At 62.8% G+C, this 23,511-nt stretch carries 21 protein-coding genes; 12 read left to right on the top strand and 9 right to left on the bottom strand.

Annotation, left to right across the window (positions count from 1 at the left end):
* The first annotated feature begins 28 nt into the window (after positions 1–28).
* The 3 genes from PPRO_RS16850 (at position 29) to truA (ending at position 3,639) form a co-directional block, all read left to right on the top strand.
* Positions 29–1,651 carry a capsule assembly Wzi family protein gene (locus PPRO_RS16850; RefSeq protein WP_011737193.1) on the top strand — a complete coding sequence of 541 codons (1,623 nt, stop codon included), beginning with the start codon at positions 29–31 and terminating at the stop codon, positions 1,649–1,651.
* Positions 1,652–1,784: 133 nt separating this feature from the next.
* Positions 1,785–2,699, top strand: a complete 915-nt coding sequence (hslO, locus tag PPRO_RS16845) for an Hsp33 family molecular chaperone HslO (protein ID WP_011737192.1) — start codon at positions 1,785–1,787, stop codon at positions 2,697–2,699.
* A gap of 205 nt (positions 2,700–2,904) precedes the next feature.
* Positions 2,905–3,639 carry a tRNA pseudouridine(38-40) synthase TruA gene (truA, locus tag PPRO_RS16840; RefSeq protein ID WP_011737191.1) on the top strand — a complete coding sequence of 245 codons (735 nt, stop codon included), beginning with the start codon at positions 2,905–2,907 and terminating at the stop codon, positions 3,637–3,639.
* 15 nt (positions 3,640–3,654) lie between these two features.
* On the opposite strand, the gene PPRO_RS16835 is transcribed toward truA, so the two are convergent.
* Positions 3,655–4,170 carry a TlpA disulfide reductase family protein gene (locus tag PPRO_RS16835; RefSeq protein ID WP_011737190.1) on the bottom strand — a complete coding sequence of 172 codons (516 nt, stop codon included), beginning with the start codon at positions 4,168–4,170 and terminating at the stop codon, positions 3,655–3,657.
* Between the two features lie 5 nt (positions 4,171–4,175).
* Positions 4,176–4,505 carry a thioredoxin gene (gene trxA, locus PPRO_RS16830; protein WP_011737189.1) on the bottom strand — a complete coding sequence of 110 codons (330 nt, stop codon included), beginning with the start codon at positions 4,503–4,505 and terminating at the stop codon, positions 4,176–4,178.
* A gap of 153 nt (positions 4,506–4,658) precedes the next feature.
* Here trxA and PPRO_RS16825 point away from each other — a divergent pair, with 153 nt between their 5' ends.
* The 9 genes from PPRO_RS16825 to gluQRS all read left to right on the top strand — a co-directional run bounded on the left by PPRO_RS16825 (position 4,659) and on the right by gluQRS (position 13,935).
* The gene (locus tag PPRO_RS16825; RefSeq protein WP_011737188.1) at positions 4,659–5,252 is read left to right on the top strand and encodes a precorrin-2 dehydrogenase/sirohydrochlorin ferrochelatase family protein; all 594 of its coding nucleotides are present in this window, start codon (positions 4,659–4,661) and stop codon (positions 5,250–5,252) included.
* The gene (gene ccsB, locus PPRO_RS16820; protein WP_041532396.1) at positions 5,252–6,055 is read left to right on the top strand and encodes a c-type cytochrome biogenesis protein CcsB; all 804 of its coding nucleotides are present in this window, start codon (positions 5,252–5,254) and stop codon (positions 6,053–6,055) included. The genes PPRO_RS16825 and ccsB overlap by 1 nt, the downstream gene beginning before the upstream one ends.
* Before the next feature lie 49 nt (positions 6,056–6,104).
* Entirely contained in the window at positions 6,105–7,415 is a 1,311-nt protein-coding gene (gene hemA, locus PPRO_RS16815) for a glutamyl-tRNA reductase (protein ID WP_011737186.1), read from the top strand.
* A complete protein-coding gene (gene sfsA, locus PPRO_RS16810; RefSeq protein WP_011737185.1) occupies positions 7,412–8,104 on the top strand; it encodes a DNA/RNA nuclease SfsA in 693 nt (230 codons plus the stop codon). The genes hemA and sfsA overlap by 4 nt, the downstream gene beginning before the upstream one ends.
* A gap of 275 nt (positions 8,105–8,379) precedes the next feature.
* Positions 8,380–9,312, top strand: a complete 933-nt coding sequence (gene hemC / locus PPRO_RS16805) for a hydroxymethylbilane synthase (RefSeq protein ID WP_011737184.1) — start codon at positions 8,380–8,382, stop codon at positions 9,310–9,312.
* The gene (gene cobA / locus PPRO_RS16800) at positions 9,302–10,831 is read left to right on the top strand and encodes a uroporphyrinogen-III C-methyltransferase (protein WP_011737183.1); all 1,530 of its coding nucleotides are present in this window, start codon (positions 9,302–9,304) and stop codon (positions 10,829–10,831) included. Before hemC ends, cobA begins: the two co-directional genes overlap by 11 nt.
* Positions 10,832–10,885: 54 nt before the next feature.
* Entirely contained in the window at positions 10,886–12,403 is a 1,518-nt protein-coding gene (locus PPRO_RS16795) for a GGDEF domain-containing protein (RefSeq protein WP_011737182.1), read from the top strand.
* A 142-nt stretch (positions 12,404–12,545) separates the two neighbouring features.
* Entirely contained in the window at positions 12,546–12,860 is a 315-nt protein-coding gene (gene ppnP / locus PPRO_RS16790; RefSeq protein WP_011737181.1) for a pyrimidine/purine nucleoside phosphorylase, read from the top strand.
* Positions 12,861–13,005: 145 nt separating this feature from the next.
* The gene (gluQRS, locus tag PPRO_RS16785; RefSeq protein WP_011737180.1) at positions 13,006–13,935 is read left to right on the top strand and encodes a tRNA glutamyl-Q(34) synthetase GluQRS; all 930 of its coding nucleotides are present in this window, start codon (positions 13,006–13,008) and stop codon (positions 13,933–13,935) included.
* A gap of 53 nt (positions 13,936–13,988) precedes the next feature.
* Here the strand turns inward: gluQRS and PPRO_RS16780 are convergent, their stop codons facing one another.
* The 7 genes from PPRO_RS16780 to PPRO_RS16750 form a co-directional block, all read right to left on the bottom strand.
* Positions 13,989–15,485: a YiiX/YebB-like N1pC/P60 family cysteine hydrolase gene (locus tag PPRO_RS16780; RefSeq protein WP_041532395.1), complete on the bottom strand. Its 1,497-nt coding sequence runs from the start codon at positions 15,483–15,485 to the stop codon at positions 13,989–13,991.
* A gap of 32 nt (positions 15,486–15,517) precedes the next feature.
* The gene (locus tag PPRO_RS16775) at positions 15,518–16,897 is read right to left on the bottom strand and encodes a diguanylate cyclase domain-containing protein (protein WP_011737178.1); all 1,380 of its coding nucleotides are present in this window, start codon (positions 16,895–16,897) and stop codon (positions 15,518–15,520) included.
* A gap of 13 nt (positions 16,898–16,910) precedes the next feature.
* A complete protein-coding gene (locus PPRO_RS16770) occupies positions 16,911–17,516 on the bottom strand; it encodes a YiiX family permuted papain-like enzyme (protein WP_041532938.1) in 606 nt (201 codons plus the stop codon).
* Between the two features lie 130 nt (positions 17,517–17,646).
* Positions 17,647–18,312, bottom strand: coding sequence for a DUF2238 domain-containing protein (locus PPRO_RS16765; protein WP_011737176.1), 666 nt, complete (start codon positions 18,310–18,312; stop codon positions 17,647–17,649).
* Positions 18,313–18,324: 12 nt separating this feature from the next.
* Positions 18,325–18,900, bottom strand: coding sequence for a glutaredoxin family protein (locus PPRO_RS19820; RefSeq protein WP_011737175.1), 576 nt, complete (start codon positions 18,898–18,900; stop codon positions 18,325–18,327).
* A 13-nt stretch (positions 18,901–18,913) separates the two neighbouring features.
* Complete coding sequence (locus PPRO_RS16755; RefSeq protein ID WP_011737174.1) at positions 18,914–22,354, bottom strand: acyl-[ACP]--phospholipid O-acyltransferase; 3,441 nt, start codon at positions 22,352–22,354, stop codon at positions 18,914–18,916.
* Positions 22,341–23,360 (bottom strand): amidohydrolase family protein, encoded by a 1,020-nt coding sequence (locus PPRO_RS16750; protein ID WP_011737173.1) that lies wholly within the window; start codon positions 23,358–23,360, stop codon positions 22,341–22,343. Before PPRO_RS16750 ends, PPRO_RS16755 begins: the two co-directional genes overlap by 14 nt.
* Between the last annotated feature and the right edge of the window lie 151 nt (positions 23,361–23,511).

Below are 23,511 nucleotides of genomic sequence, written 5' to 3'. Positions count from 1 at the left end.
TGTCACCTCTTGTGTTCGGAGTGTTTTGATGAACAAACGTCTTTTCCTGGTCTGCCCCCTTCTCAGCCTCCTACTGTGCATCTCCTTCCCGGCCTCATCCTGCTGGGCGCTCGCCTCCAACAACATCCCCCTGGACAGCCCGCTGTACGGTTATCTGGACAAGCTTGCCGGATACGGTTTGATTGGCAGTGATTTCAAGGGTATCAGGCCGTTCAGCAAGGCCGAGGCCGCGCGGCTGCTGCAGGAGGCGCAGGGTAACATCCAACAGTCGCCCGACCCCGTTCCCCCCCTGGTCGCCCAGCTGATGGTGCGTATCCGTGAACTCATCCCCCGGGAAGCTTCGCTCAGGGAACAGCCGGACATGAAGCCGCCCCTGATCAGCTTCGATCCGAAGTCATCCATGCGCCTGCGCTATGCCTATCTGGATGGTACGCCCCGCAACTACAAGCGCCAGGTGCATGATCCCGGCGATGACGGCGTCTTCGGCATTGGCTCGGGACTGCGCCCCAAGAATCCCTATCCCTCGCCGGCAACCCAGCGCGGCAGCGAGGGGACGCCGCTCATGGCCAATAACAACGGCATCGTCTACCGCGAGGGACATAATGCCGAGCTGCGCTGGGCGGTGGAGGGGCACCTGGGTGGGGACGTCTCCGGCCTGCTGGAGACCTCCCTGCTCTACTCCAAAAGTGGATCGGATGCGGACCTTGAGCTGAACCGGGGCTATGTCAAGTTGGGGGGAGGGTCGCTGGAGCTGGAGGCGGGCAAGGATGAGAACTGGCTGGGGCTGGGGTATCGCGGCGCCATCACCCTTTCCAACAATGCCGAAAACATGACCCAGGTCAAGCTCTCCAGCCCGGAACCGTTCAGGGTCAAGTACGTGGGCGACATGAAGTTCGCCCTGATCGGCTCCCGTCTGGATAAAACCGTAACCGATGGAGAAGAGCGCCAGCCCTGGTTCTATGCCTTGAAGCTGTCAGCCAAGCCGACATCCAACCTGGAGATTGGTTTCAACCTGGGCAGGCAGGTGGGCGGTCCGGGGGTTAACAACAGCCTGGGAGACATGGTGCGAGGGCTTGTCGGCGGCACCGGCGCGGACAACTCCAACGGCATGGCCGGTTTCGAGATGCGCTACCGCATCCCCTGGCTGCGCAATACCGAGCTGTACGGCGAGTTTTCCGGCGAAGATACGGCGGCCTTCTGGCCCATTGTGGAGAGTTATCTGGCCGGCATCTACATACCCCGGCTGACCTCTGACGGCAAAAACGACTTCCGCTTCGAATTCTTTCAGGGCAACCGGATCCTCTACACCAACAGCACCTTCCCCGCCGGTTACCTGTACAAGAACATGCCCATCGGCCACTCCCAGGGGGGAGCCACCCGGGACTACTACAGCCGCTTCTGCCACTGGTTCGGCGTGCGCAACAACCTGGCGCTGGAGTACATTTACACCACCCGCGGCGAAAGCGGCCGCATGCCTGGCCAGGCGGTGGAATACAAGCATGCCGGCCGCGTCTCCTGGACCCTGCCGGTGTACGGCGACCTGGATGCCCAGGCGACCTACGGCATCGAGAAGGTCTCCAACCTGAACCTGGAGAACGGCGATGACAGGACCAACCAGCTGGTCAGCATCGAGCTGAGATACCGCTACTGAAATACCCTCGGGCAACAGCCAGCCCCAAAGAAATCTCGAATATACTCTTCGAACAAAAAGCCGCGTCGCAGGATGCGGCTTTTTCTGATAGTATCCCCAATCCGGAACAATTCCCTGTTAAGAGGTTTAAGTCATGGGTGATCACATTATCCGCTCCTTGAGCGTCTCCGGCGGCATCAGGATACTGGTCTGCGATGTCGCCCTGCTGACCCGGGAAATCTGCCGTCTGCACGGCGCATCGCCAACGGTGAGCATTGCCCTGGGGCGCGGCCTGGCCGGCGGGGCGCTGATGGGCGCCCTGCTCAAGCCGGGACAGAGGCTGGCTCTCAAGTTCGAGGCAAACGGCCCGCTGCGGAAGATGATCGTCGAGGCGGACAGCGATGGCGCGGTGCGGGCCAGCGTGGCCAACCCGACCGCCGAGGCGGAGCCGCTGGAGGGGCGCTGGAACGTTGCCGGAGTGTTGGGCCGAGCCGGATTCCTGACGGTGAGCAAAGACCTGGGCTTGGGGGGGCAACCGTACCAGGGCACGGTGCAACTCTGCAGCAGCGAAATCGGCGACGACCTGGCCTACTACCTGGCCGATTCGGAGCAGACGCCGTCCGCGGTGGGGCTGGGGGCGGCACTAGATGAAGACGGCCTGATCTCCGTCTGCGGCGGCTTCCTGGTCCAGGCTCTGCCCGGCGTGGATGAGGCCGAACGGGACAGGGTCACGGACAACATTGCCTCCCTGCCCCCCCTCTCATCCCTGTTGCGGGAAGGGGGGACGCAAAAGCTGCTGGAGCTGCTCTTCGATTCCGTGGCCTACACCCGCCTGGAAACGCGGGAGCTATTCTTCCGCTGCGGCTGCGGCCGGGAGAAGGTGGAGCGGGCCCTGCTCTCCCTGGGGGGCGCCGAGCTGTGGGACATGGGCACCAGGGAAGGGGAGGCCCGGGTGACCTGCGAGTTCTGTCGCCAGAGCTATCAGTTCGATGCCGATGAACTGAAAGCGCTGGCAGAGACGGCAACCCTCACACGAATACACGAAGAGCATGAACATTTACAACAATAAGAGGATGTTGAACCTGAAAAAACGGTTGATCACGCAAAGCCGCAAAGTTCGCCAGGAGAAACAAGCCGCTATAAACAACACTCTCTTTACCGGCTGGGTGAACCTGTCGTTGTTTGTACGTTATGTACCTTCTTTGCGGCTTGGCGTCTCTGCGTGAGATGAAGTGCCTGTTTCAGAATAATCAGTTACAGGAAAGGGTCGCCCCATGCGCACCATCAAACTGACCATAGAGTACGACGGCACCAATTACGCCGGCTGGCAGGTCCAGCCCAACGGCCTGGCCGTGCAGCAGGTGCTCGAGGAGGCGTTGCTGCGGCTCCTGGGGGAGCGGGTGCGGCTGCGCTCTTCGGGACGCACCGATGCCGGCGTGCATGCCCGCGCCATGGTGGCCTCTTTCACCACCAGCCGGTCGCTTCCCCTGCAGGCGTTCGTGGGCGGGGCCAACCGCTTCCTTCCCGACGACATCGCCATCCTCTCCGCGGCCGAGGCGGCGCCGGAGTTCAGGCCGATCCAGGACGCGCGAAGCAAATGGTATCGCTACACCATCTACAACGCGCCGGTGCGCTCCCCTCTGCGGCGCCTGTTCAGCTGGCACGTGCGCGAGCCGCTGGACACGGATGCCATGCAGCTGGCCGCGCATCATTTCCCGGGGCGCCACGACTTCGCCGCCTTCCGCGCCTCCAACTGCGCGGCAAAGACGACGCTGCGACGGATCGACTCCGTAACCATCGCCAGTGAAGGGGAACTGATCGTCATCGACGTGATCGGGGAGGGGTTTCTGAAGAACATGGTGCGGGTCATGGCGGGAACTCTGGTGGATGTGGGGCGGGGGAGGTTCGAGCCGGAACGGGTCGCCTGGCTGCTGGAGAATCCGGACAGGAAAAAGGCCGGCGTGACGGCGCCGGCCTGCGGACTCTGCCTGATGGATGTCAGCTACTGATGCCGTCGTTCGGTGTTACTGCTCCGTGAGCAGCCGCCTGATCAGGAGCTCCATGGAGCGGCCGACCTCATCGTTGAAGTTCCGGTAGATCTCTCGCACCACCCCGCGGCTGTCGATCACCAGCATGACCGGAAGCGAGCGGATGCCGAAGGCTGACTGCACCGCCTGGCTTGCCGGCGCCAGGGGATAGTTGATGCGCAGCTCGTTCACGAACGACCTGAAGGCCTCGCCTCCGTCGTCGTCGGCGCTCAGGCCGAGCACCTGGAGCCCCTGCCTGCCGTACTTGAGCTTCATCTCGACAACGTGCGGCACCGAGACGCGGCAGGGGATGCACCAGGTGGCGAAGAAATCCAGCAGCAGCACATGGCCGCGGTAGGTATCCAGGGATACCTCCTGGCCGGTGGTGGTGATCGCCTTGAAAGGGGGGGAGGGCTGTCCGGCCAGCGGCACAGTATGGGCCGCCGCCGGGAAGAGGATCAGCAGGACGAGCAGCGCCGGGGCATGTCGGCGGAGCAGCCGGACCAATCCCATGCCGATCAGAATGCCTTGGCGATCAGGGCTTCCAGCTGGGATTTGGGGATGGCGCCGACGACCTGATCCACCACGACGCCACCCTTGAACAGCACCAGGGTCGGGATGCCGCGGACGCCGTATTTTCCCGGGGTTGAGGGGTTCTCGTCAACATTGACCTTGCCTACCTTGATCTTGCCGGCATATTCGTCCGCCACTGCGTCGATCAGCGGGGCAATCGCCTTGCAGGGTGAGCACCAGGTGGCCCAGAAATCAACCAGAACCGGCAGGTCTGACTGCAGTACATCCCGTTCGAAATTGGCGTCATTTAACGCAAGTACCTTGTCGCTGGCCATAGACGTTTGTCTCCTTTGGATAAGTTTAAAGTTGGTGAATGATATACCAGGGCGGGAAAAAATCAAGCCCAAACTCCCGGCCACAGGTTTAGTTGAAACATTCGCGAAAAGCGGCTATTCTACCGCGGCAAGACACTGTTCCGGGAGCAGCCCATGCCGTATCTGACGCTCAATATCGATATTCAGGATCGCACCGCCCTGGTCGTGGGAGGGGGAACGGTCGCCCTGCGCAAGGTGGGTACCCTGCTGGCGGCGGGGGCGCGCGTGCAGGTGGTGGCGCCGGCCCTGGCCGAGGGGCTGGAGACGCTGCGGCAATTGGGCGCTATCTCCGTGCGCAGCGCCTCCTACGCTCCGGCCGACCTGGAGGGGGTCTTCCTGGCGGTGGCCGCCAGCGACAACCGGGAAGTGAACGCCGGGGTCGCCCGTGACGCGCGGGAGCGGGGCATCCTGGTGGCCGTGGCCAATGCGCCGAAGCTGGGTACCTGCACCTTCCCGGCCATCCTGCGGCGGGGAGAGCTGGAAATCGCCGTCTCCAGCGGCGGGCGCTGCCCCGCCTTTTCCGTACAGGTCAGGGACCGCATCGCCGCGGTGATCGGCGAGGAGTACGCCACGGCCCTGGAACGGCTGGCCGCGGAGCGCGAAAAGCTGTTGACGGAGGGGAATGGCAGCACCTACAATGCAAAACTTGTGCGTTTTCAGGCAGAGCGTGTGCTGGGCCAGCTGGCCGTTGACAGGGATGGGGCATGATGAGCAAATTTTTTTTCTACTGTACCCTCGTCCTGTACGGGGGGGCCACCCTGGCCTACCTGATCTATCTGCTCAGGACAACGCCACTGCTGGCAACCTGGGCCCACCGGCTGATCTCGGCCGGATTCATCGCCCATCTGCTCTCCACCATCCACCGCGCCGTCCTCACCGGCCAGCTGCCGCTGACCAGCATGCACGAATCGCTCTCCTTCTTCAGCCTGGCCATCGTGGGGGCGTTCATCTTCTTCGAGCGCAGTTACCGGGTGGCCATACTGGGGTCATTCGTCACCCCCCTGGCGCTCTTGGCAATCATCGCCTCCAGCGCCCTGCCGGACGAGATCAGGCATATCTCCCCCATACTGCGCAGCAACTGGTTCTGGGGCCACGCCCTGATGGCGTTCATAAGCTACGCCGCCTTTACCATTACCTTTGCCACCTCGGCCATGTACCTGCTCCAGGAACATTTCCTGAAGAGGAAGCGCTTCGGCGCCCTGTTCCGCAAGCTGCCGTCGCTGGAAATCATGGACGACATCAGCTATCGCTGCCTGACCATCGGTTTCCCGCTCCTGACCCTGGCCATCATCTCCGGCGCCATCTGGTCGGTACAGGCGGGCGGGAATTACTGGAACTGGGCCGACCGCAAGCAGGTCTGGTCCATGATCACCTGGTTCATCTACGCCGCGCTGCTGCACGGGAGGCTGACCACCGGCTGGCGGGGACGGCGGGCTGCGCTGCTCTCCATCCTCGGGTTCATCGTCCTTTTGATCACCTTTTTCGGCATGAGGCACAGCGTCACATGGTAGCCCAGTCAGGACAGCGGTTGTCGCCAGGGGCGGGGGAGACTGCGGCGCAATGAATATCATCGTTGTCGGCCTCTCCCACAAGACAGCGCCGGTGGAGGTACGGGAGAGGGTGGCATTCTCGCCCAACCTGATTGAAAGGCCGCTGCGGGAACTGGTCAGCCTGGACGATATCAGCGAAGGGGTGATCGTCTCCACCTGCAACCGGGTGGAGATCTATGCCACCACCCATGACATCGCCGGCGGCACGGCCCGCATCAAGCGTTTCCTGGCTGACCACCACCGCATACCGCTGGAGAGCCTGGAGCAGTACCTGTACAGCTACCACTCCGAGGCAGCCATCCGCCACGTGTTCCGGGTGGCCTCCAGCCTGGACTCCATGGTGGTGGGAGAACCCCAGATCCTGGGGCAGATCAAGACCGCCTACGGCTATGCGGCCGAATACCGGACATCGGGCACCATCCTGAACCGTTTCCTGCACAAAGCTTTCTCCGTTGCCAAGCGGGTGCGCACGGAAACCAGGATCGCCTCCTCGGCGGTTTCGGTGGCCTTTGCCGCGGTGGAGCTTGCCCGCAAGATCCTGGGCGACCTGTCCGGCAAGACCGTCATGCTGATCGGCGCCGGCGAGATGTGCGAGCTGGCAGCCAAGCATTTTCTCACCAGCGGCGCCCGTGGTCTGTTGGTGGCCAACCGCACCTTTGCCAAGGGTGAGCGCCTGGCCGCCGAGTTCGGCGGTGAGGCGATACCCTTCGAGGAGCTGTTCCAGGAGCTCCACCGGGCAGATATCGTGCTCTCCTCAACCGGCGCGCCGCACACCATCATCGCTCCCCGGGACGTGGAGGCGGTGGTGAAACGGCGCAAGTTCAAGCCGATGTTCTTCATCGACATCGCCGTGCCGCGCGACATCGATCCCCGGGTGAACGACCTGGAGAGCGCCTACCTCTTCACGGTGGACGACCTGCAGGAGATCGTTGAGGCCAACATGGCCCAGCGCAACCAGGAGGCGAGCAAAGGGGAAGAAATCGTCGAGCAGGAGATCGGACAGTTCCATTGCTGGCTCTCCTCCCTTGAATCGACCCCCACCATAGTTGCCCTGCGCGCCAGGTTCGAGGAGATCAGGCGGGCGGAGTTGGAAAAGACTCTCTGCGGCTGGAAGGATCTCTCCCCCGAGGCGGAAAAACGGCTGGAGATCATGACCCTCTCCATCATGAACAAACTGCTGCATACTCCCACGGCCGTGCTCAAGCGGGCCGGCCAGGGGGGGCGCACCGACCTCTATACCGATGCCCTGCGGCAGCTTTTCGATCTTCAGACAAGCCGGCAGGACGACGACGAACTGGAGCTGGAACTGGAGGAGGAGTGAGACTCCCTCCGCTGATAGCCGGAACACTGGTCAGGCGCTACAAGCGTTTCCTGGCCGATGTGATCCTGGAGGACGGCAGCCCCGTCACGGTCCACTGCCCCAATTCGGGAAGCATGAAGGGATGCGCGTCCCCCGGCAGCCGGGTGCTGCTCTCCCGCAGCGCCAATCCGGGCCGCGCCTATCCCCTCACCTGGGAGCTGGTGGAGTCGGACGGATGCTGGGCCGGCATCAACACCTCCCTGCCCAACCGCCTGGTGCGGGAGGCCATCGAGAACGGCACCGTGGTGGAACTCCGGGGGTATGACAGCATCCGGCCCGAGGTAGCCTACGGCCAGCGGAGCCGCATCGATCTCCTCCTGGAGGGGCCGGCCGGGCGCTGTTATGTGGAAGTCAAGAACGTCACCCTGGTGGAGGGGGAAAGGGCACTCTTCCCCGATGCCGTGACGGTCCGCGGCCAGAAACACCTGAACGAGCTGATGCGGGTGGTCAGGGAGGGGGACCGGGGAGTGATCTTCTTCACCGTCCAGCGGGGCGATGCCGAGAGCGTTTCTCCGGCGGACGCCATCGACCCGGAGTACGGCAGGCTGCTGCGACTGGCGCTGGACAGCGGCGTGGAAGCGCTGGCCTACCGGGCCGTTGTCTCACCTGAGGAGATCCGCCTGAAGGAACGGCTTCCGGTGATCCTGTAGGGGCGACCCGCCTTTCGGTGATTGAGTGCATCCGCGCTCATGAGTCCACCAGAGGCGCATGCACACGCCCCTACGAGCGCATTTGTCCTGAAAAAGCAGTTGTTCACGCGAAGTCGAAAAGTACGCGAAGAAAACAGATGGGTACCCAAAACACGGGAATTACCTGTTCGGTGATGCGTGGACGTATAACAACTATTAGATTTCTTTGCGTCTTCGCGCCTTTGCGTGAGATGGATTTCCGTTATTACGTTCATGATTCAAGAGGGAGAACGGTTATGCCCCCCAGGCAGCTTCGTATCGGTACCCGCGCCAGCCAACTGGCGCTCTGGCAGGCCAACTGGGTCAAATCCGAGCTGGAGAAGAGATATCCCGCTATGGAAGTGACCCTCACCAAAATTAAGACCATGGGGGACAGGATCCTTGACGTCCCCCTGGCCCAGGTTGGCGGCAAGGGGCTGTTCGTCAAGGAGATCGAGGAAGCCATGCTGCGGGGGGAGATCGACATCGCCGTGCACAGTATGAAGGATGTTCCCACCGAGTTTCCCGAGGGGCTGGGGCTGTACTGCATCACGGAGCGTGAGGACCCTCGCGACGCGGTTGTTTCCCGCGCTGCGCGGTTCTCCCACCTGCCGCCCGGCGCCAGGGTCGGCACCAGCGCCCTGCGCCGCCAGGCCCAGTTGCTCCATGCCCGTCCCGACCTGGAGATGGTAACGATCCGTGGCAACGTGGAGACCCGCATCCGCAAGCTGGATGAGGAAAACCTGGATGCGGTCATCCTGGCCGCCGCGGGGCTGAAGCGTCTCGGCCTCACCCAGCGGGTGGCCGAGTACCTGGATGTGGAGTTCTCCATTCCGGCCATCGGCCAGGGCGCCCTGGGGATCGAGTGCCGCCTGTCTGACCCGGTCGTCACCGAGGCCATCGCATTCTTCAACCACCCCGACACCAGCCATGCCGTACGGGCCGAACGGGCCCTGCTCAGGCGCTGCCAGGGGGGATGCCAGGTACCCATCGCCGCCCATGGTACGATACGGGGGGGCGAGCTCAGGCTGGTCGGTCTCATCGCGGCGGTGGATGGACGGGAGTTTGTGCGCGACGAGATCAGCGGTCCGGTTGATCAATGTGAGCACCTGGGGGAGGAACTGGCCGACCGCCTGCTCTCCCGGGGGGGCAGGGCAATTCTGGAGGAGGTTTACCAGCGTGAAATCTGAAACGAGAGGAATAGTATATCTTGTGGGATCCGGCCCCGGCGATCCGGGACTGATCACCCTGCGCGGCATGGAGTGCCTGCGCCAGGCAGAGGTGGTGGTGTACGACTACCTGGCCAACGAACTGCTCCTCAACCATGCCCCGGAATCGGCGGAGCGGATCTACGCCGGAAAGATCGGCGGTCGCCATAACCAGGGGCAGGATGAGATCAATGCCCTGCTGGTGCGGAAGGGGAGTGAGGGGAAGATCGTGGTTCGCCTCAAGGGGGGCGATCCCTTCGTGTTCGGTCGGGGAGGAGAGGAGTGCGAGGCTCTGCGCGAGGCGGGGATTCCCTTCCAGGTCGTGCCGGGAGTCACCGCGGCCGTGGGCGCTGCGGCCTACGCCGGCATTCCCCTCACCCACCGCGAGTACACCGCCTCGGTCACGCTGGTCGCCGGCCAGGAGGGGAAGGACAAGGACGAGTCCAACATCGACTGGGAGCGCCTCTCCCACGGCAACGGCACGGTTGTCTTCTACATGGGGGTCACCACCCTGCGTCGCAACATGGAGCGCCTGATACAGCACGGCAAGAGCGCCGACACGCCGGTGGCCCTGGTGCGTTGGGGCACCACGCCGAAGCAGCAGGTGCTGACCGGCACCCTGGCGGATATCGCCGACCGGGCCGAGAAGAGCGCCTTCAAGCCGCCGGCGGTAACCGTGGTGGGTGACGTGGTCAGGCTGAGGGACAAGCTGGCCTGGTTCGACGGCCGTCCGCTCTTCGGCAAGAGGATCATGGTCACCCGCGCCGCCGTCCAGGCGGGGGAGTTTGCCGGCATGCTGGCCCAGCGGGGAGCGGCGGTGATCGAATGTCCCACCATCCGCCTGGTGGAACCGGAACAGTGGCAGCCGCTGGACGCGGCCCTGCGCGACATCTCCGGCTATGACTGGATTGTGCTCACCTCGGCCAACGCGGTGCGCTGCTTCTTCAGGCGCCTGGACGCCCTTGGCCTGGACGCCCGTAGCCTGGCCGGTTGTCGGGTCTGCGCCGTGGGTCCGAAAACCGCCGCAAAGATCAGGAACTTTGGCATCAATGCCGATCTGGTCTCCTCCGACTACAAGGCCGAGGGAGTGGTAGCCGAATTTGCCAAGCTGGACATCCGCGGCAAGAAGATCCTCTACCCCTGCGCGGACCGGGCCCGCGACCTGATTCCCCGGGAGCTGGGCACCATGGGCGCCCAGGTCGATGCCCCCATCGCCTACCGCACGGTCCTTCCGGACAGGCTGCCGCCCGAGGCGGTGTTTGCCCTGGAGAAGCGCTCCGTGGACTGCATCACCTTCACCTCATCCTCCACGGTGCAGAATCTTGCCAGCATGCTGGGCGAGGACCGCATGTTGGACATGCTCAAGGGAGTGGCCATCGCTTCCATCGGACCGATCACCACGCGCAGCTGCCGCGCCCTGGGACTCAAGGTGGATATCGAGCCTGCCGAATACACCCTGGATGCCCTGACCGACGCCATCGAAGCCTTCTTGACGGCCTGATGGAGCTGGGTTATAGAGTAAATGGCTGAGAACAATCTTGAGGAAGGGAGACATATGCAGCCTGTCCAGGCACTGATATCCGGCAAGGTGCGCCTCCCTTCCCCGCCACTGATTGCCGTCAAGATTCTGGAAGAGATTCGCAGGGATGACTTTACCTTTCAGGACCTGTCCTACCTGATCGAGTCCGATCCGGCCCTGACGGCGCGGGTGCTTAAGGCGGCGAACTCATCGTTCTTCTGCCCCGGCAACAGGGTGACCAGCATCGAGCGGGCCCTGGCCCTGCTGGGATCGAACGCCGTCACCAACATCGCCCTCTCCTTTGTCATCGTCACCGGATTTCAGCCCGGATCGACGGGGAGCTTCGACACCACCACCTTCTGGCGGCGTGCGTTGACCACGGCCGTTGCCGCGGAACTGATCTCCACGCTGGTGGGGAGTCAGGACCGCGACATCTTCGTCATCGCCCTGCTCCAGGACATCGGCATCCTGGTCATGCACGGCAATGACCCCCAGGAGTACCAGAGAGTCTTTCAGTTGAGAACGGAACAGGGGATGGGGCTGTGCGAGGCTGAACGCCAGATATTCGGCTTCAGTCACCAGGAGCTGGGGGCGGCTCTGCTGAAGAGCTGGCAGATTCCCGAGGAGATGTACCTGCCCATCAAGTATCACCATGCAACTGATGCCGTTCCCGACCAGTACCGGCAACAGCACGACATCCTCTGCGTCGCCGACTGTCTGGCCTCCTTTCATTGCGGAACCCAGGACGCGGACAAGATCAGGCGCGGCAGACACATCCTCTATGAGACCTTCGGCCTGCTGGGAAAAGAGGTCGAGGCACTAATCGAGGCGGTTGGCACCAGGTCTTTCGAGGTGCTGGCCTTCTTCGAGATCGCGCCGGACGCCATGCGGCCGCTGGAACTGATCCTCCAGGAGGCCAACGAGCAGCTGAGCAGCCTGCACGATGCCTATGACCTGCAGGCCATCGAACTGCAACAGGCCAGGGAGAAGGCTGAAAAACGAGTCCGGGAGCTGCACGACACCAACGTCATGCATCGTGAACTGGCCTTCCGGGACGGCCTGACCGGGGTCTACAATCGCCGCTTCTTCCAGGAAGCCCTGGACAAGGAGCTGATGCGGGCCCAGCGCTATAACCGCCAGTTCTCGCTGGTAATCTTCGATCTGGACAACTTCAAGACCGTCAACGACACCCACGGCCACACCGTCGGCGACCTGCTGCTGATCAACGTCAGCAAGACCGTGCAGGATATCCTGCGCACGACCGATATCTTCGCCCGCTACGGTGGAGACGAGTTTGTCATCGTCATGCCCGAAACCGACTTGTCCAGCGCCATAGCCGTGGCCGAGAACCTGCGCGCCCGGATCCAGGGGCTGACCACCAGCGTGGGTAACGTCTTCATCAGGACCACCATCAGCATCGGCCTGACGAGCTACATCGCCACCCTGGGTAACAGGAGCCGCGAGCAGATCATCGACATCGCCGACAAGGCGCTGTACATAGCCAAACACAGCGGGAAAAACAGCACCCGAGCCCTGAAGTTTCCCGATAAATAGCCGTCCTGTCGCAAAAAGCGCTGCCGTCCATGGGGAGAGGCGCCGTGAATCCTTTTATACCAGGGTCTCAGGGCGCTTTTCTTTTGCCTCATTCCGCGGATTGCGGGTATAACCGTCTGAATACATTCGCTAAGGAGGCAGCATGTCAGAATTCAGCAACGTTACGGTTATCAAGAAGGCCAACATCTACTTCGAGGGCAAGGTCGCAAGCCACACCGTCCTCTTCCCCGACGGCACCAAGAAGACGCTGGGCATCATGCAGGCCGGCGACTACGAATTTTCCACCGCCAATGCCGAGGTCATGGAGATACTCTCCGGCACGCTGGAATGGCAGATGAAGGGGGAATGCTGCTGGAAGACCATAGGCGCCGGCGAATCATTCCAGATTCCGGCCGACTCGGTCTTCCTGATGAAGGTGCCGGCGGTCGCGGACTACTGCTGTTCGTATATACAGTAAAGGTTTAGCCCACACAAAAGCGCAGGGGCACGAGCTGTGCGTCTCAACAGCATAATTCTCCCGTTGTTTCAGTCTCTCTTCGTGCCTCTGTGCCTCCGTGTGAATCCATCTGCTATTTTCTCCTGTTTTTAAAACGTTACGCCCTATGTTCCGAACAACTCCCCTCATCGGCCGTTTTGCCCCCTCACCCACCGGAGCGCTGCATACCGGATCGCTGGTCAGCGCCGTGGGGAGCTGGCTGATGGCCAAAAGCGCCGGCGGCCAGTGGCTTGTGCGCATCGACGACCTGGACAGCCAGCGCCAGGTGCCGGGCATGGCCGACGACATCCTGGCCACCCTGGAGCGATTCGCCCTGTTCTGGGACGGCGAGATCTCCCGCCAGAGCCTGAATTTGGAACTCTACGAGCAGGCTTTCCAGGAGTTGAAGAGAAAGGCTCTGCTCTATCCCTGCTGCTGCTCCCGCAGGGAGATCTCCCAGGCGGCCTCGGCCCCACATCCCACGGACGACTGCCTCCCCTACCCGGGCAGTTGCCGCAACGGCATGCCGGAAGGAAGAACGGTGCGCTCCTGGCGGGTGCGGGTGACGGACGAGCCGGTCTGTTTCCATGACCTGCGGCGGGGGATGATCTGCCAGAATCTTTTGACGGGGTGCGGGGATTTCCCGCTGCGGCGGGCTGACGGGGAGTTCGCCTACCAGCTGGCGGTGGTGCTGGACGACCGGATCAGCGGTGTCAATCAGGTGGTGCGGGGGGATGACCTGCTGGCGTCAACGCCGCGCCAGATCCATCTGCAGCGCCTGCTCGCCCTGCCTCAACCGGAGTACTGCCATCTGCCGCTGGTGACCGGGCCGGGCGGGACCAAGCTGAGCAAGCGGGACAACCTGGTGTCCCATCATCTGGGGAACTGGAAGGACAGGGAAGGGGTGCTGCTGCACAGGGTGCTGCGCTTCCTGGGGCAGGAACCGCCGGCGGAACTGAGCGGCGCCTCCTGTCCTCAGATCCTGGCCTGGGGGGCGGCCCATTTCGATCTCCGCAAGCTGCCCCGGAAGGGTGGGGAGTTGACGCTCGTCAGCTGACAATTTCCCCTTCTTCGTGCCATCTTGATATCAGCTTTGATGTGAAACGGGAATTACCTGCCTTTTCCTATTCCCATCAACTCGGCCATGCGCACGATTGGCGCATCGCTGACCCGCTCGCCGTCGTGGTAAAAGGTGACCAACTGCAGGGCACCGTCCTTGGCAACCTTTGTCGCCACGTCATCGGGGGTGAAGGTGGTGCGCCCGAGGGACTTCCTGGTGGGCCAGTCGATGCCGCTGTAGCTCAGATAGACCAGCTTGGAGCAGTAGACCCTCTCCTTTGACTCCACATCAAAATTGAAGTCATATGGTTTTCCCACCTGTCGCAAGGCCAGCATGATCGTGGTGGCGCGCGCTTCACGGCTCTGGTCCGGTTTGCGCAGGATCCCGAGACTGTCGATATTGAGGAAATGCTGCAGGGTGTTCATCTCCACCCCTGAGCGCAAGGCCTCTACCACCAGCCTTCCCTGGCGGATCTCGTCATGATGGCGAGCCACCAGCGGGTTGTTCCAGATGCCCAGTTCCTTCAATTCCACCTCCGTGCCGATCCAAACCGCCGCGTGCCCCCAGTAACCCGGTATCAGCTTGTCCGTCAGGCGGAAGGGGGTCTTCTCCAGCAGGATATCTCCTGCCTTCAGGCTGGCGCTGATATCGGCCAGGACATCTCCTTTTTTGTACAGCTTGCCCCTGCGCGTTTCAACCAGGCCCACCGCATTGCCGAAAACCATGCTGAACAGGCTGACGCCTTCCCGTTCCATGCCGCTCATGGCATCAGTCGTTACTGCGGCCAGGAAACCGAGTTTACGGCCGACCACGTACAGGGGGGACCAGGTTTTGACCATGGAATAGGAGGGGCTCTGCTCAATCAGCAGCCTGAGGTACTCGCTTTCCCGGTCGTGGGCCGTCGGGGCGACAGCGTGCGACGTCTCGCGCTCGTAGAACCTGATCGCCCTGCGCACCCGGGCCCGGTTTCTCACGGAGTCGTAATTCATGGTTATTTTCGCCAATGCCGCGCTTCTCACCTTGTAGCCCGGATCTCGTTCATTGAGGATGCGGCGCAGCTTGCTGTCCCCTTCGAAGAGCGAGATGGCCAGCAGGTAGTTGTCGTAGAGCAGCATGGCCGAGGAGAGCGACAGCATCACCCCGGTCAGGCGCGATCCCGGTGTGATCCCCTGTCGCGCCAGCTCCATTTCCGAGCCGTCCAGCCAGCATTCGTGTGATTCAGCCACCGCCAACAGCTCGTCGCGCAGTGTCAGATGCTGGTTGATGCCGGTATTGATCAGGGATATGTCATCACCGGTCAACGGCCTGCCCCTGTCAATCTTGTCCTTGATGGCCTTGCCGACCTTGATCGTCTCGGCCCGCAGCGCCAGTGCCCGTTCCGCAAGGGTACGGAACTCGCTAAGCTCCTTTTTGAGCGACGCTTCCACCGCTTCACGGCTGGCTTTATGGGCAGAAGTGGGATGCTCCTGGCAACCGCCGGCAGCTAATACAGGCGAAGAGATGCAGAGAACAGCCATGAGGAGAAGGGGGAAATACGACAACTTCATCTTGTATGCTCCTTGGGTGATGATGGGCCGACCTACCTGCGCTGCAGCTTGTCGGAATACATGCGTTGATCGGCCATCCCGATGATCTCCTCAAGGCTGGCGTCGCCTTCGCGGTGAAGCACAACCCCGACCGATACGCCAAGCTGGAAGCGTTTGCCGTCGAGGGTGATCTGTGTCTCGAGGACTTCGCGCAATCGGGCGACAAGCGCTTGCACCCTTTCCTCGGAAACCGCTTCCATCAGCACGACGAACTCGTCGCCACCCCAGCGGGCAACGGTATCTTCGGCGCGCACGGTTGCCCGGCAGCGCCGTGCGACCTCCCGCAGTACGGCATCGCCCGCGTTGTGGCCATACCGGTCGTTGACGTCTTTGAAACCATTCATGTCCAGGAACAGAATCGCGCAGGCCTGGTCCGGGTGGCGATGCTGGCGCGCAAAGGCGACGCGTGCCCGATCCGTCAGGAGGCGCCGGTTGGGCAGGCCGGTGAGGGAATCGAACATCACCAGTCGCGCCAGCTCGGCACGACTGCGGATCAGGGCGTAGAGCATCCAGGCGATCAGGCCGCCGGCAAGGGCGACGGTAATCCTCGCCAGGTACGGCAGGTTGTGGTTGAAGTTGTCGTAGCGCGGAGCCACCGCAATCGCCCAGCGGCCGCCGGGGATGTCGATTTCCTGAACCACGGCATCGCTCCGGGCGAACAGGGCGATGTTGCCGAGGATGACGTCTCCTTTGCTGCCCAGGCCGTCTCTGCCGCGCAGCGCATGCTCGAAGCGGCCGTCTTTTGACTCCTTGAACACGCTCTTGAACAGCGAATCCGAGTCGATCACCGTGGACAAAAGCCCCCAGTAGTTTCCGCCAAGGAACAGGGGTACACGGTAGATCAGGCCGCTGCCCCCCTGGACCAGGTCGAGCGGTCCGGCCAGCGCCGGCTTGCCGCTGGCGACGATGCGCTGGATAACGGGCCACTGGCCCGGCAGACTCCGGTAATCGATGCCGATGGCCTTCTCGTTGCCGGTGAGCGGATAGACGTAGGTCAGGCGATAACCGACGGCGATGCCGAAGTTGCGCACATGCGGGTTCCCCTTGTACAGGACGGCGAGCATGTCACCGATTTCCTTTGACTGGATGCGGTTGTTGCGCACGACGAGATAGCTTCCCAAGCCGCTGTTGAGATAGAGCAGTGAATTGAGTTCCCTCTCCACGTGGGCCCGCAGCATGGCCGCGTACGATGTCATCTCGATTCGTCGTTGATTATCGGCTTCGTGCCGCTGGGCCTGGAGGACGGCTTCGCCGAGAGACACCGTAAGCACGAAGACCAGGAGTGCGCCGGCAATTGCGAACCACCTGGCGCTGACCACGGAGTTGATTCGGCGCTTCAAACTGATGGCCTGCGATTTGTCATGTGTGCCCATCCAGCGCCGCCCTCTACTCTTTCTCCACCGTCACCAGCTCTTTCGAGTTGAACATTGCCGCTGGTGAGATGACCTTTTCGCCCAGCGGGATCCTCCTGCCGTACCTCTTCTGCAGCGCTTTCCTGACAATTGGGGCGGATAGATTGAGATCCCCCAGCTTCTGCGGCCGTCCGACCTCCATCTCCAGGGTTCTCTTGTAGATCTTCCAGACCAGCTCCGAGCAGTAGATGCGCGTGTCGGACCACTCGAAGCAAGGGTCGTAGGGTTTGCCGCGCAGCTCTTCCGCCACCCTGCGCAGCTTGCTGAGCGTCTCACCGTTGAGCAGGTAATCGGCATTGCGCAGCCGTTTGACAACGTACTTGCCGTGGACGCCGCGTCGTATCCAGTCGCTCAGGGGGGTGTAGCGCACCTTGGCGGCAGCCTCGAACACCTGGGGAAAGCCGCTGCGGTGGATGATGATCCCCATGTGGCTGTAGCGGGAGCCGGTAGCCTTCTGGATCGCCTTGCTCTGGGGGGAACGGGAGACCTGGAAGATGATGTCGCCGTCCCTCAGGTCGGCGGCGTTGACCGGCAAACCGGTAAGGCAGAACAGGGAAAGCAGGATCAGCAGGCGGCGTATCAGAGGGAGAGACATGGCGACGTGCTCCTCGGGCAGGCGTAATATCGCACGGGTGAAATCATACCGGTTGTGAGCCGGAAGTCGGCCACGGGACAACAGGCCGGCCCGGATCTGCGCTGTCCCGTCCCCGTCACTCCCGCGCTTCCCTTGCCAGCCGCTCCAACTGCCGGTCGTGGATGCGTGCCAGGGAGAGCTGGCTGGCCAGGGCGCCCAGCAGCGCGGTCAGCATATCCCACTGGGTGTCCCACTGGTCCCCCTGGGTGGCGAGAAAGGCATCTGCTTCCTGGCCCAGGATCAGAGCGCCCCACCATTCGATGAACTCGTAACAGGCGCTCATTGCCAGGCAGACTGCGGCCACCAGGAAGAAGAGCCACCCTCCGCGCAGCAGCGGCGTCCGGCGCAGCAGGATCTCCCGAGCCACTATGGCCGGCACGAAGCCCTGGGCGAAATGACCGATGCGGTCATAGGGGTTGCGGCTGAGGGCGAACAAGTCCTGCAGCCAGTAGCCGAAGGGGACCTGGGCATAGGTGTAGTGGCCACCGATGAGCAGAACCAGGCAGTGCAGCAGGATCAAGCGGTAGAGCAGCGGGGTGAGGGGGAAGCTTCTCCAGGTGGGCACCATGATTCCCGCTGCGATGAAGAAGGGAAACACCTCCAGCAGCCAGGTCATGCGGTCATGGGGGTTAAATGCCGAAAACGTCAGTGCGACCAGCGCGACGGCAAGCAGGCAGAGCGGTTCGCGGACGGAAGGCGGCAGGGGGAACCCCTGCCCGGCTGCGTGTAGGTTCCTTGTCATCGGGTACGAGCCTCAGCGGTTTCCCAGATACTGCTCCAGCAACTCTGGCGAAAAACCGGACATGCGCCGGTTGCCGACCATGATCAGCGGCACGCCGCTGCCGCCCAGTTGCAGAAAGCGCTTGCGGGCCGCTTCATCCTTCTCGATGTCGTAGACGACGTGGGGGATGTTCCTGGCTTTCATGTAGGCGACCGCCCGCTTGCAGTAGCCGCACCAGTCGGTTATGTACAACTCCACCGTGCCGCTGAAACGGCGGCTGTCGGAGGAGGGGGCCGGTACGGTGGCCTGGGCGACGGCGAAGCTGTTGCCGGCCGTGGTTTCCGTCCCCGAAGTCCCGTTCGCCCAGCCAAACGGTACCGCCAGCAGCGCCATGGTCATAGTCATCAGTACTGTTTTCATCTCGTTCCCCTCTCGTGGCGGACACTGCTCCTGCGGTTCCGCCCGGTTCTTGTGGTCATTTTCAAGCCATTGGTTGGCGGGTGTAGCATACACCGTCCGATCGGGGTAGTAAAACTTCCTCCCTACCCGCCACCTGGCCAGCAGGAGCAGGAACAGGACAACAGCGGAGTACGGCACGATCCTGCGCATGTACGTCACCCCCCTATCCCCCCAAGGCGATCTCCCTGAGCCGCTTCAGGTCCAGTTTGCCGCTCCCCAGGACCGGCAGGTTTTCCACCTCGATGTAGCCGTCGCGGCCCGGCTTCCACAGGTTGGGCAGACTGCATTCTGACAGGTGGCGCTGGAGGGTCTCGGCGTCGGTGGTCCCCCTGGTGTAGATCACCACCAGCCGCTCCCCCTTTTTCTCGTCCGGTACGGCCGTGACCGCCAGAACCTGGCTCTGGCCGATGCGGCCGTGCAGTTCGTCCTCAACCACGCCGTGGGGCACCATCTCACCGCCGATCTTGCTGAAACGGGAGAGGCGGTCGGTGATACGGATGAAGCCGTCGTCATCCATAACGCCGATATCGCCGGTCACATACCAGCCATCCCTGATCGCCTCGGCGGACTTGTCGCCTCTGCCCAGATAGCCCAGCATGACATTCGGCCCCCTGACCAGCAGCAGTCCCGGTTGCCCCGGTTTCAGCGGCTCACCGCTCTCCGGATCCACCACGCGGATGGCCACTCCCGGAATGGGGTGCCCCACGCTCCCCTCTTTTGAACCGTGCTGACGGACACCACCCGCCTCAACATCCGGCAGGCTCAGGGTGATCACCGGTGACAGTTCGGTTGCGCCATACCCCTCCAGGGGGCGTATTCCGAACTTCTCCTGGAAGGAGTCGGCCAGCCTGCTCTTCAGCTTCTCGGCGCCGGTCACCACCAGTCGTAGGGAGGCAAAGTCCTCTTTTTTGGCCCGCCGCAGATAGGCCAAAAGAAAGGTGGGAGTGGCCAGCAGGATGGTGGAGCGATGCTCCCGCACCACCTGGGCGATCTTCTCGCCATCCAAGGGGTTGGGGTGGTAGGCGGCGGAAAAACCGCTGGTCAACGGAAACCAGAGAGTGGCGGTAAAACCCAGGGAATGGAAGAACGGCAAGGCCGAACAGACGTTGTCGTTCAGGTCGACCCGGAAGACCATGCGCAGCGCCTCGATGTTGGACATGATGTTGTGATGGGTCAGCATGACCCCCTTGGGTTCGCCGGTGCTGCCGGAGGAGAAGATCACCGTGCCCACTTTGTCGGCATTGAACTCCTCCCGGTTGCAGAGCAGTCGTGAGGGGAGCAGGCGTCCCCTGACCAGCGCCAGCAGCCTGTCCGTGGCGGAGAGGTTCGGCAGGAGATTCTCCAGCAGGATTATCCCCTCAGGCCTCGGCAGCGCGGGGAGCTTCTCCAGAAAAGCACGCGAGGTGATGATGCTCGTGATAGCGCACTGTTCCACGGCCGAGCGGAAGGAGGCCTCCGAAGCGGTGTAGTTCAGGTTGACCGGTACGCGCCCCATCAGCGACAGGGCCAGGTTGGTCAGCACCCCGCCCACCGAAGGTGGGAGGAGCACGCCGACGTAACCGGCCTCACCGCACCTCTCTGGGCCTGCTTTTTCACGGGAAGCAGCGGCGGGCAGCACTCTTTCCAGCTTCCGTGCCAGGGCCAGGGCGCCGGCCAGGGTCTGGCCGTAGCTCAACGTTTTCCCGGAGGTGTCGGCAACTGCCCGGCGGCTCCAGTTCCTCCTGGCGGTACGGACAAACTGCTCGGCCAGGGGACGACGCCCCGCTTTGCGCGATTCGAACCAGTCGCAGGAAAGTTGCATGACCGCCTGGCGTACCTCCAGGGCGGTGCTGGTGGCCGGCATGGGATCACCGAAGATGACGCTGACCCGGTAGGGGGACAGGGTCGGCGGACGGGAGAGCAGGCGACCGTGGGCATAGCTGAGGATGCTGCCCCAGGCGCCGCCGATGTAGACCGGGATGATCGGGTAACCGCTGTCTTTCACGATCCGCTCGAACCCGCCCCGGAATTCCCGCAGCATGCCGGTGCGGGTAAGTTCCCCCTCGGCAAAGATGCAGACCATGTAGCCGTCATCCAGGGCTGCGCGGGCCCTGCGTATGAATTCCAGCAGCTCCTTTTTGCCGTCGCGGGAGGAGACCGGGATGACTCCCATCAGTTTGAACAGCACCCGCAGGACGGGGGTGTCGTAGATTTCGCGTTGCATGACAAAGCGGATCCGGCGCTGATTGGTGGCGGTCAGCAGCAGGGCGTCCACCCAGGTGACATGGTTGGGGATCAGCAACGCCGGTCCCTCGATGGGCAGGTTATCGGCGCCATGGATGCGGATGCGGTAGAAGACGCGCATGGTCACCAGGGCGATGAAGCGCAGCAGGAAGTCGGGCAATGCCCAGAAGGAGATCAGGGTCAGGAGCAGGGTCAGGACGCCGACGGAACTGAACCCCTGGGCGGCGGAGAGCTTCAACGGGCCGCTGAAGAACCAGGTCAGGGCCGAGGCCAGAAGGATTCCGACCCAGTTGAGGAAGCTGGCGGCGGCCAGCACCTCGCCCCGCCTGGCCGGTTCGGCCCGGAACTGGATGAAGGTCTGCAGCGGCAGGCTGAACAGGCCGGCGGAGACGCCGAACAGCACCAGGATGGCCAGGCAGGAGGGGAGCGAGGAGGGAACGGCGTGCAGCAGCATCAGCGCGATGGTCAGGCCGATGGCGCCGATGGGCACGATGCCGAACTCCACGTCCCGGCCGGAGAGTTTGGCTGCTAGCAGCGAACCGCCGCCGATCCCCAGGGCGGCGGCCAGAAAGAGGTAGCCGCTCTGGGCCTCGACCAGCCCCATTTCCTGCATGCCGTAGGCAATCAGGTTGAGTTGGGCATAGGCCCCCATGAACAGGAAGTAGGCCTGGCCGATCACCGCCAGCATCAGATCCCGATCGTGGTGAATCTCCAGCAGGGTGCGCAGGATTTCGTCAGGGAAGAGGGATATGCTGCGCCGGCTGTCAGCGGCGGGGGTTCTCTCCATGCCGAAGGCCGCCCAGAGTCCGGCCACGGCGATCAGCAGGCAGAGCAGCGCCGCCAGCCAGAAGCGCCCCAGAACAGCCTGGGTCAGGCCGGAAGCCATGGTGGTCCCGAAGATGATGGCCAGGTAGGTGAATGATTCCACCAGTCCGTTGGCGCGGGAGAGTTGGTCACGGCCGGCCAGCTCGGGGATCACGCCGTATTTGGCCGGGGCGAAAAAGGCACTGTGGGTGGCCATCAGGAAGATCACCAGGTAGAGCCCCCCATGCCACCCCAGGGCAAAGGCCAGCACCGCCAGGGCGGTGACCGCAACCTCCATCAGCTTGACCGCCACGATGATGCGCGACTTTGCCAGCCGGTCCGCCAAGCAGCCTGCCGGGGCGGAGAAGAGCAGGAAGGGGAGCACGAAAGTGGCTCCCACTGCGGCGGTTATGACGCCGGCGTGTTCCGCTCCCTGGGCTCCGATCAGGCAGAATATGATCAGCAGCTTGAGGATGTTGTCGTTCATCGCCCCCAGGAACTGGGTTGCATTGAGCCGGACAAATGAGCGGGAGAGCTTCCCGGTGACGGATGATTGGGCGTGTTCAGGGGTTGGCATGATCCACCTCATGGGTGTCCGGCATACGCAGCAGAGCGGTCGCCCGGCTGAATACGGGGAGGGGCAGCCCCAGGGAGCGTTTCATCTCAACGTCGCGATCCCAGGGGTTCCTGTTTTTGAGAATTCGCACAAGCCTGGCGGGCGACAGCAGATGGGCGTGAAACCAGGGTGAGGCGATACCGGTGGTCAACAACGGCATGTCGGTGCCGTACAGAAGGCGGTCATGCAATTCACCGTGGCGGAGCAACCGGTGCAGATGGCCGATGCGGTTGGCCTGGGTTATGGCGGATACATCGGCATACAGGTTGGGAAATTCGCTACAGAGACGCAGGAAGCGCCTGAAGTTGCTCTCCCCTCCGTTCCTGCCGTTGGAAGCGGCGTGGGCAGCGATTACCACCACCCCCAGGGAGAGCGGCAGGCGTAATCGTTCCGGATCTCCCAGCTCGTTCCGCGCCCGGGTAAAGGATTCCTCGTTTCCGGTGTGGGTCAACAGCGGCAGCCCCAGATCTCTCAGGCGCAGATAGAAGGGGATCAGTCGCGTATCCGCCGGGTCGATATGCTGGATAGAGGGGAGCCACTTGAGCAGCACGGCGCCGGCGGCAACGACCTGGTCCAGCCGCGCCAGTGCATCGCCGCGATACGGATTGACGCTGGCCCCGAACAGCAGGTTCTGATACCCGCTGGTTTCACGCGCCACAAAACCGTTGGGGATATAGACCTCAGTGACGGAACGGTCCAGTCGGCCGTTGTCCCCTACTACGCCATCCATGGCCAGGACCACCGCCGCATCCACGAGACGCGACCTGGACAGTCGTTCCGAGATGCGCCGCATGATCAAGCCGTCTCCCTCGTTCCTGAGTTCCTGCTCGCTGACATTAAAGGCCCTGAGGTAGACTCGGTAACGCCAGCTGCCGCGCAGCGCCGGCGAGACGAAGCAACCGCTCCCGCCGGCGCCGATTCCGGCGGTGTGGCAGTGGATATCGATGGTGGTGGTGCCTGCATGCATGGTCGTTGCCCCCGAGGGTCGCGGCCACAATACCAGATAACAGGCCGCTGACAGAATAAAAAACAATGCAGCCGGACCTTTCAGGCAGTGTGCCAATACGGGAGGATCGCTCCCATTTTTCGGGAAATGCCTCGCTATCTCCCTTCCCGCG

Source organism: Pelobacter propionicus DSM 2379, from assembly GCF_000015045.1.
Lineage (GTDB): Bacteria > Desulfobacterota > Desulfuromonadia > Geobacterales > Pseudopelobacteraceae > Pseudopelobacter > Pseudopelobacter propionicus.
Note: the sequence above shows the minus strand (reverse complement) of the source record. Positions and strands in the feature narration are given on the sequence as shown.